Here is a 7,988-nt window from a genome sequence, read left to right on the forward strand (position 1 = left end):
CGGCAATAGCGCGGTGGTCCCACCTGACCCCATGCCGAACTCAGCAGTGAAACGCCGTAGCGCCGATGGTAGTGTGGGGTCTCCCCATGTGAGAGTAGGGAACTGCCAGACATCACTTTGACAGAGAAGCCATCCTTCACCGGATGGCTTTTTTGCGTTTGTGTTTTTATTTCCATTTTTTATTTCATAGAATGAAATAATTTCAATTTGCGTACAAAAACTCGACATTCCTCCCATTTTAAGGTTAAATTTTGGCTGTCTAGAAGGCTAAATTATGTGGAATGATTGAGGTTTTAAACAATGCCAATTCGTGTACCTGATGAACTGCCAGCAGTTAATTTTCTTCGTAATGAAAATATCTTTGTTATGACATCGACGAGAGCCAGTGTTCAGGACATCCGTCCCATGAAGGTATTGTTACTAAATCTAATGCCAAAGAAGATAGAAACGGAAAATCAGTTTATCAGGTTACTTTCTAATTCACCGTTACAGATTGATATTCAATTACTCCGTATTGACGGTCGTCGATGTAGAAACACACCAGCGGAGCATTTGGATAATTTTTATTGCGACTTTGAATCAATAAAAGATCAGAATTTTGATGGATTAATCGTAACCGGAGCCCCTTTAGGATTAGTAAAATTTGAGGATGTTACGTATTGGGAGGAAATTGAAACCGTTATCAAGTGGGCCAGAGAACACGTTACTTCAACACTTTTTGTTTGTTGGGCTGTTCAGGCGGCTTTAAATATTCTTTATAACCTGCCTAAATATACCCGAAAAACGAAACTATCTGGTGTTTACTCTCATACTATTCTGGAACCGCTGGCATTATTGACCAGAGGATTTGATGAATCATTTTGGGCGCCGCACTCGCGTTTTGCTGATTTTCCTGAGACAGCTATTCGTCAATATACGGATCTGGATATTTTGGCTAGTTCAGAAGAAGCAGGCACCTATTTACTTGCCAGTAAGGATAAAAGGCTGGTATTCGTAACTGGGCATCCAGAATATGATGTTGGCACACTAGCTGCTGAATATCAGCGTGATCGAACGGCTGGTTTAGATCCTGTATTACCCGTCAACTACTTCCCGGATAATGATCCAGAAAATAAGCCGGTTGCTACATGGCGTAGCCATGGGCATTTGCTATTTTCTAATTGGCTCAATTATTATGTATATCAGATCACTCCATACGATTTGACCTACATGAACCCTTCCTTAGATTGAACTCCTTATAAACATCTTCAAAAATGAGAATTAACTGAAGCGAGTCATTTCTCATTTTTTAATTTTTTGTTTATTTTCTATAAATTATCTGTTTTTCCTATTCTCTATATATAACAAAAACTTAACACTTTTTGTTTTTCTATTTTGGAAATCAATTCCCAGTTTATATATGTATATTGTTCTATTAATTGTTTGATTTTATTGTTAATAATTAAATTTATTAAAATAATGGAAACCGTTTTTGATTTATTTTTTATATTGATTATTCTTACCTGAGTGGACACTTTAAGGTGAGGATCGTGGGATGACGCAGCAAATATTGGCAACAGAATTAACCTTTATAAAACCTTTTTATGATGCTGAGAAGAAGATTTTATCATCTGAATCTATTCATTTTCTAGAAGATTTAGTCGTCAGATTTGCTGACAGACGCAAAAAATTACTAGAAGATCGGATAAATTGGCAGAAGAAAATAGATAACGGTCAATTACCAGAATTTATTCCGGAAACATCTTCCATTAGAAGTGGTGATTGGAAGATTCAGGGAATTCCAGATGATCTAAAAGATCGTCGGGTTGAAATCACCGGGCCTGTAGAGCGAAAAATGGTTATTAATGCCCTGAATGCTAACGTTAAAGTATTTATGGCAGACTTTGAAGATTCTTTGGCGCCAAGCTGGAATAAGGTTATTGATGGTCAAATTAACCTGCGGGATGCAGTGAATGGAACCATTTCATATACCAATGAGCAGGGCAAACGTTATGAATTAAAATCGGACCCTGCTGTATTGATTGCTCGTGTCAGGGGATTACACCTGTCAGAAAAGCATATTCTTTATAAAAATGAACCAATTTCTGGTGGGTTATTTGATTTTGCACTTTATTTTTATTTGAATTATAAACAGTTGCTGGCGAAAGGGAGTGGTCCTTACTTCTATTTACCTAAGATCCAGAGCTATCATGAAGCACAATGGTGGAGTGATGTTTTCAGTTTTACGGAAGAGCTTTTCAATTTGCCAAAAGGTACGATTAAAGCGACTGTTCTGATCGAAACATTGCCAGCTGTTTTCCAAATGGATGAAATCCTTTATCACCTGCGTCATCACATTGTTGGTCTGAATTGTGGTCGTTGGGATTATATTTTCAGTTATATCAAAACACTGAAGAATCATGCAGATCGCGTCTTACCAGACCGCCAGTCTGTCACTATGACACAACCTTTTCTGAGTGCTTATTCCCGTTTATTGATTAAAACCTGCCATAGACGAGGGGCTTTTGCGATGGGCGGTATGTCAGCATTTATACCAAGTAAAGATCCTGAGCAAAACCAGATAGTGCTGGATAAAGTCAGAGCAGATAAAGAGCTGGAAGCTAATAATGGTCATGACGGTACATGGATTGCACATCCCGGTCTTGCTGATATAGCGATGGAAGTATTTAGTTCAAAACTGGGTGAACGATCAAATCAATTGATGGTTTCCCGTGAAGAGGATGGTGAGATCACTGCTGCACAGCTGCTTGAACCCAGTCTGGGAGAAAGAACCGAAGATGGCATGCGGGCAAATATCCGAGTTGCAGTCCAGTACATAGAAGCATGGATTTCGGGAAATGGTTGTGTGCCGATCTATGGCTTAATGGAAGACGCTGCTACAGCAGAAATTTCCCGTACCTCTATCTGGCAATGGATCCATCATGAGAAATCGTTGACCAACGGTCAAAAAGTGACTAAAGAGTTGTTCAACCAGATGCTAAAAGAAGAATTGGCAGTCATTAAACAAGAAGTTGGTGAGGTACGTTTTAACGAAGGAAGGTTTACAGAGGCTTCTGAGCTGATGAAACGGATCACCACACAAGACGAACTAGTCGATTTCCTGACTTTGCCGGGCTATCAATTACTCGACTGATTTAAACAACATCCAATCAATAATTAATATTCAATTAATTCAGAATAGGAAGTATAGGATCATGACCGTTTCTCGAGCACAACAAATCACTCAATTAGAGCAAGAATGGAAAAAAGCACGCTGGGAAGGCATTAATCGACCATACAGAGCTGAAGATGTTATTAAATTACGTGGCTCAGTCAATCCTGAACATACTTTGGCTCAAATGGGAGCGAAAAAGTTATGGGAATTGTTGAATGGAAAATCCAAAAAAGGTTATGTAAACGCGCTAGGTGCACTGACGGGTGGGCAGGCACTTCAGCAGGCTAAAGCCGGAATTGAAGCCGTTTACCTTTCTGGCTGGCAGGTTGCAGCTGATGCCAACACAGCTTCCAGTATGTACCCTGACCAATCACTCTACCCAGTCGATTCCGTACCAAATGTCATTAAGCGTATCAATAATAGTTTTCGCCGCGCAGATCAGATCCAATGGGCGAATGGCATTGGCCCTGATAGCGTAGAATACACTGATTATTTTCTGCCGATTGTGGCGGACGCAGAAGCAGGATTTGGTGGCGTCCTGAATGCTTTTGAGCTTATGAAAGCTATGATTGAAGCCGGAGCTGCCGCTGTCCATTTTGAAGATCAATTAGCTGCGGTGAAGAAATGTGGGCATATGGGAGGCAAAGTACTGGTACCAACTCAGGAAGCTATTCAGAAATTAGTGGCTGCTCGTTTAGCCGCAGACGTATCAGGTGTACCCACTCTTCTTATCGCTCGTACTGATGCCGATGCAGCCGATCTGCTGACATCGGATTGCGATCCCTATGACAGCGAGTTTTTGACTGGCAAGCGAACCTGTGAAGGTTTCTTCTGCACTCGTGCAGGGATTGATCAGGCTATCAGTCGTGGGCTGGCTTATGCACCATATGCTGATGTTGTCTGGTGTGAAACATCAACACCGGACATTGAAGCTGCCCGTCGTTTTGCCGAAGCAATTCATGCTGAGTATCCCGGGAAGTTACTGGCCTATAACTGTTCTCCATCTTTTAACTGGAAAAAGAATCTGGATGATAAAACTATTTCCAGCTTCCAGGAGCAGCTTTCCGAGCTTGGGTATAAATTCCAGTTTATTACTTTGGCTGGTATTCATAGCATGTGGTTCAACATGTTTGATCTGGCGTATGACTATGCACGTGGCGAAGGCATGAAACACTATGTTGAGAAGGTTCAGGAACGTGAGTTTGCCTCACTGGAGCGTGGCTACACCTTCTCCTCGCATCAACAGGAAGTGGGTACTGGTTACTTTGATAAAGTAACCACGATAATACAGGGGGGAACTTCCTCTGTTACCGCTCTGACAGGGTCAACCGAAGAGCAGCAATTCTGATTTTTTGTATAACGTTGATATCACCTTGGGGGATTCCGTCAGGAATTCCCCTTTACGCGTCAGATTAAGGTGGCGGACATGGAAACAGATTTAGCTCACTTAATTGCACAAACTATTCTTCAGGGGTTTGATGCGCAATACGGCAGATTTCTGGAAGTAACGTCTGGCGCACAACAGCGTTTTGAACAAGCAGACTGGCACGCAGTGCAGCAGGCCATGAAGAAAAGAATCAATCTGTACGATCATCATGTAGGCTTGGTGGTTGAACAGTTGAAATGTATTCGTGGTTCACGGTTGTATGATCAGGAGTACATTGCCAAAGTGAAAGCGGTATACACCCGCCTACTGCCGGATTACCCACGTTTTGAAATTGCAGAAAGTTTTTTTAATTCTGTTTATTGCCGATTATTTCAGCATCGTAATTTGAAGCAGGAAAATTTATTTATCTTTTCTTCCCAGCCACCACGCCGTTTTCGCCATATTCCACGCCCATTATCGCGGGATTTTTTTCCTGATGCCGGTCTTGAATCTATGCTATGGGCTATTTTAAAAGATTTACCATTACGTCTGGAATGGGAAAATTTAGACAGAGATATCAGTTACCTCACTCGCTACTTACAAAACACGTTTCCCGGATATGATTTACTCCAGGCGACATTTCAGATTGCTAACGAACTCTTTTATCGCAATAAAGCTGCTTGGCTGGTAGGAAAAATAAGGCTGGGTACAGAAGTTTATCCATTTCTATTGCCGATTCATCATAATGAATCAGGCAGTATTTTTATCGATACCTGTCTGACTAGCCATGATGATGCCAGTGTCGTTTTTGGTTTTGCCCGCTCTTATTTCATGGTTTATGCCCCTTTACCGGCTGCTATGGTTGAATGGTTACGTGAAATTTTGCCTGTCAAATCGACAGCTGAGCTCTATATGGCCATTGGCTGCCAAAAACATGGAAAAACAGAGTATTACCGTGAATACCTAACATTTATTAATTCATCTCAGGAGCAATTTATCATTGCTCCGGGGGTAAAAGGCATGGTTATGCTGGTTTTCACGTCTCCTTCTTTTGATCGTGTATTTAAGGTGATAAAAGATAAGTTTGCGCCGCAGAAAGAAGTTTCTCAGGAGAGGGTTCAGGAGTGTTACCGGTTGGTCAAGGAGCATGATCGGGTCGGGAGAATGGCTGATACACAGGAGTTTGAGAATTTCGTCATCGATAAACGCCATATCAGCCCCGAGTTAATGGAGGAAATACAAAAAGAGATCCCTGAAAAGCTTGAAGATTTAGGTGACAAAGTCCTGATAAAGCATCTTTATATGGAACGAAGAATGCTCCCACTGAATATCTATATGGAGCAGGTAGATGAGGATCGTCTGAAAGATGCTGTTGAAGAGTATGGGAATGCAATTAAACAGCTTGCGGCAGCGAATATCTTTCCGGGAGACATGTTATTTAAGAATTTTGGGGTTACACGACACGGAAGGGTAATTTTCTACGATTATGATGAAATTTGTTATATGACCGAAGTGAATTTTAGGGATATTCCTCCAGCGCGTTACCCTGAAGATGAACTTGCCAGTGAACCGTGGTACAGCGTAGCGACCAATGATGTTTTTCCAGAAGAGTTCCGGCATTTTTTATGTAGCGATAAACGCATTCGTAAATATTTTGAAGAATTTCACGGTGATCTTTTTAAAGCAGATTATTGGCGAGCGTTGCAAGAGCGGATAAGAAAAGGGTATGTGGAGGATGTTTTTGCTTACCGTCTCAGACAGAGATTCAGTCAGCGTAATGAAAACAGAGCTGAAGAGCAGGGTATAACGAAATATGCAGAATTATTGAGTGAAGAGAATAATGTTGTGGTATCAGCTCCTTCCAGCCGCGATATTCAAATATAAGGTGGCATGGTAAAAGGATTTAACGGGTTTTCTTAATTATTTGGCTAAAATGCTGGGCTTATGAAAGCGGAAATTCTAACAAGTAGCCCTACTGAAATAATAGAATTTCCACAATTTCAAAAATGATTCGGCTAAATTATGCTTTGGCGCCTGTTATTGCATTATGAGCCAGTTCCGTAATATGCGCATAATCACCATTTTTCAATACATCATTTGGTACCAGCCAAGATCCACCGATACATAGGACACTATTGAGTGCCAGATAATCACGGTAATTATCAGGAGAAATTCCTCCTGTCGGGCAGAAACGTACTTGTGGGAATGGGCCAGCAATAGCTTTCAGTGCTTTCACGCCGCCATTCGCTTCCGCAGGGAAGAATTTGAAGCAATTTAAGCCATAGCTCATACCCAGCATTAGCTCAGAGACGGTAGAGATGCCCGGAATAAGAGGAATTGAGCCAGTTGTTGCGGCTTTTAACAACTCATCAGTTAACCCAGGGCTAATGGCAAACTGTGCTCCGGCCTCAGTGACGGCAGAAAGTTGTTCGGGATTAATCACCGTTCCAGCACCGATAATAGCTTCAGGAACTTCTCTGGCAATGAGATGAATTGCTTCCAGCGCGCATGCTGTTCTCAGCGTGACTTCCAATACCCTTATTCCGCCTGCCACCAACGCTTTCGCCAATGGTACGGCATGTTCAATTTCATTGATTACGATAACAGGGACGACAGGGCCATCAGTCAGGATGCTTTCTGCGGTTGTTTTCCAATTATTCATTAGCAATTTCTCTCATCGAATCCGACACAAGGGATTTAAAATCCCCGGTTATAAAAATGTAATGGAACATGCCCCTTGCTCTGCACCGGAAAGCTGGGTGCGCAAAGCACCAAATAGTTCACGGCCACAACCGATATGTCCTGTGCTTAAATCGGCTTGATAAGGTACTCTTTGTGCTAATTCCAGCTCATCAAGCAACAATGTAAGTTCGCCAGTGCGGCCATCAATACGGATTAAGTCTCCATCCTGTATTTTGGCCAGCACTCCGCCAGCATGGGCCTCAGGTGTAACATGAATGGCGGAAGGCACTTTACCAGATGCGCCGGATAGACGCCCGTCCGTCACTAAAGCAACTTTAAAGCCACGATCCATCAGTACCCCTAAAGGTGGCATTAATTTAACCTGAATTCTGGATAAGAAATTGACGAGAGGCCTGTTCCAGGAGCAAAGTTTTGGTGAAAGCCTAAAACGACTCCGGGGAGGAACAGGCCATGGACAAGTTAGTTGAAATTTTCTGCGATGTCGACGACTTTTGCCGTCTTTTCATCCCCCAGTGGGCGCAGTTTTGTCTCGATAACGGATACCGCCTGCGCCGTAGACAAGGCCACATGTATCCCAGTGAAATCATGACAGTTTTAATCCTCTTTCAGCGGTCGCATTACCGTGATTTTAAAAACTTTTATTTGGAGCATATCTGGCAATACCACCACCGCGACTTCCCCTCCTTGCTCAGTTATACCCGTTTTATCAGCGTTGCCCCGTCCGTTTTGGTCCCCTTATCCAGTTATCTGACTCAATTAAAAGGA

At 42.3% G+C, this 7,988-nt stretch carries 4 protein-coding genes, 1 rRNA gene and 3 pseudogenes; 6 read left to right on the plus strand and 2 right to left on the minus strand.

Translation table 11 applies throughout. From position 1 onward, the window contains the following. The 5 genes and pseudogenes from rrf to aceK form a co-directional block, all read left to right on the plus strand. Positions 1–111, plus strand: a 5S ribosomal RNA gene (rrf, locus tag AACS92_RS17800); the annotation flags it as partial. Between the two features lie 189 nt (positions 112–300). Then, on the plus strand, positions 301–1,230 hold the full coding sequence (gene metA / locus AACS92_RS17805; RefSeq protein WP_099111905.1) for a homoserine O-acetyltransferase MetA: 930 nt from the start codon (positions 301–303) through the stop codon (positions 1,228–1,230). Between the two features lie 304 nt (positions 1,231–1,534). Next, on the plus strand, positions 1,535–3,133 hold the full coding sequence (aceB, locus tag AACS92_RS17810; protein WP_099111906.1) for a malate synthase A: 1,599 nt from the start codon (positions 1,535–1,537) through the stop codon (positions 3,131–3,133). 61 nt (positions 3,134–3,194) lie between these two features. Further along, a complete protein-coding gene (gene aceA / locus AACS92_RS17815; RefSeq protein ID WP_099111907.1) occupies positions 3,195–4,502 on the plus strand; it encodes an isocitrate lyase in 1,308 nt (435 codons plus the stop codon). 78 nt (positions 4,503–4,580) lie between these two features. Continuing rightward, a pseudogene (aceK, locus tag AACS92_RS17820) lies at positions 4,581–6,299 on the plus strand (bifunctional isocitrate dehydrogenase kinase/phosphatase); the annotation flags it as partial. A 241-nt stretch (positions 6,300–6,540) separates the two neighbouring features. Here aceK and AACS92_RS17825 read toward each other — a convergent pair. Together AACS92_RS17825 and AACS92_RS17830 are read right to left on the minus strand one after the other, a co-directional pair. Continuing rightward, a complete protein-coding gene (locus AACS92_RS17825; RefSeq protein ID WP_099111909.1) occupies positions 6,541–7,182 on the minus strand; it encodes a bifunctional 4-hydroxy-2-oxoglutarate aldolase/2-dehydro-3-deoxy-phosphogluconate aldolase in 642 nt (213 codons plus the stop codon). Between the two features lie 48 nt (positions 7,183–7,230). After that, positions 7,231–7,581, minus strand: a pseudogene (locus AACS92_RS17830) (phosphogluconate dehydratase); the annotation flags it as partial. Positions 7,582–7,673: 92 nt separating this feature from the next. On the opposite strand from AACS92_RS17830, the pseudogene AACS92_RS17835 reads away from it, so the two are divergent. After that, positions 7,674–7,988: pseudogene (locus AACS92_RS17835) on the plus strand (IS982 family transposase); the annotation flags it as partial.

Origin of the sequence: Xenorhabdus sp. KJ12.1 (genome assembly GCF_963876495.1) — a bacterium.
Taxonomy (GTDB): Bacteria; Pseudomonadota; Gammaproteobacteria; order Enterobacterales; family Enterobacteriaceae; genus Xenorhabdus; species Xenorhabdus stockiae.